The sequence below is a fragment of the Actinoplanes sp. NPDC051633 genome (assembly GCF_040681735.1).
In the GTDB taxonomy this organism is placed as follows: domain Bacteria; phylum Actinomycetota; class Actinomycetes; order Mycobacteriales; family Micromonosporaceae; genus Actinoplanes.
This window is the reverse complement of record NZ_JBFAZH010001685.1, coordinates 1-1,255: the sequence shown is the minus strand read 5'-3', so window position 1 is coordinate 1,255 and position 1,255 is coordinate 1. Positions and strand designations below refer to the sequence as shown.

1 protein-coding gene is annotated in these 1,255 nt (G+C 75.3%); it reads right to left on the bottom strand.

What is annotated here, in order from left to right:
- The coding region (locus tag AB0M20_RS44315; RefSeq protein ID WP_364307576.1) for a fibronectin type III domain-containing protein at positions 1 to 1,215 on the bottom strand (1,215 nt) is incomplete at its 3' end.
- Positions 1,216 to 1,255 lie beyond the last annotated feature (40 nt).

The following is a 1,255-nucleotide window of genomic DNA, read 5'->3' as shown; positions in this document are numbered from 1 at the left end:
CGCGGCGCCGTCGTCGCCGCGGGGCAGGGTGGCGGCCACCACCGCGGCGGCCACGCCCACCCCGGCGACCAGGACCGCGGCCAGGATGAAGGGCCGCCGGGAGGTGCCGGGTTCGGGTTCGTCCACGGGTACGGGCAGCCGGCGGTCGGCCCAGATCGAGCGGTCGGGGCCGCCCACGGCCGCGGACCCCACGGGTACGCGGCGGCCCTCCTCGGTGTACTCCGGGACGCGGTCGCCGGGGCGGGGCAGCGGGGTATCGGCTCGCGCGTGCCGCCCGGCTGGGTCGCCCGGCGCCTGATGGAGGTCGCTGAGATAAAGCGGCTGCTGGTAGACGGTGCCCTTGGGGTCGGTCGGCCGATTGTCCGGCGGCGTCTCGTGCTCATCGGTCGGCGGCTCCGCCATCGGTTGCGCCGTTGTTTGCGCTTTGGCCTGCGCGGGCCGGTAGGGCTCCGCCCTTGGTTGCGCCGGAATCGGTCTCTCCGGATCCCGTGGGGCCGGGCCGGACGACTGCTGCACGCGGCCGCAGACGTGCTTGCCGGAGCGTGGGGCTCGGGCCAGGCCGTCGACCTGCTGAACCAAGGGGTGGTCGGCCGGCAGGTAGCGGGCGCAGAGCTCCTGAGCCAGCGCCACGTGCTCTTGAGACTCGGCGACGCGGCCGCACTCGCGTTCCAGCACGGCCAGCCGGGCCAGCATCTTGATGCCGTGCGGCGCCGAGTCGCCGTAGGCGTCGCGGTGCCGGGTCCAGGCGTCGCGGAGGCGGTTGCGGGCCACCGTGCAATGCCCGGACGCGTGCTCGGCGGTGGCCAGGTCGGCCTCGGCGGCCAGCACCCGCAGGGAGGTCGGCGGGTCCACGGTCTGCAGCGCGGCCAGCAGGTCGCGGTAGACGTGAGCGGCCCGCCCGTGGTTGCCGATCCGGCTGAGCACCGCGGCGTGGGTGGCGGCCGCCGCGATGGTCCGCTCATCGTTGGGCCCATGCAGCCGCTCCTCGGCGGCGTGCGCGAAGCCGGCCCAGGTGCGGGCGGCGTGCGGGTCGCCGAGCCCGATCAGCACCCGGGCGTGCAGCGCCGCGGCGGTGGCGAGGTCCGCGGAGGCGCGCTGCGGGTCGGTGTCCGAAGGGTCGAGAGCATGATCGAGCATCTCGCGGGCCGCTTGCAGATTGCCCGCGGAGGTGAGGCTCTGGGCGCGGGCGGTCAGTTCAGCGAGCGGCGGGGCCACGTGCCCATAGTGCTCATACGGACACGGTAAGTACAACCCC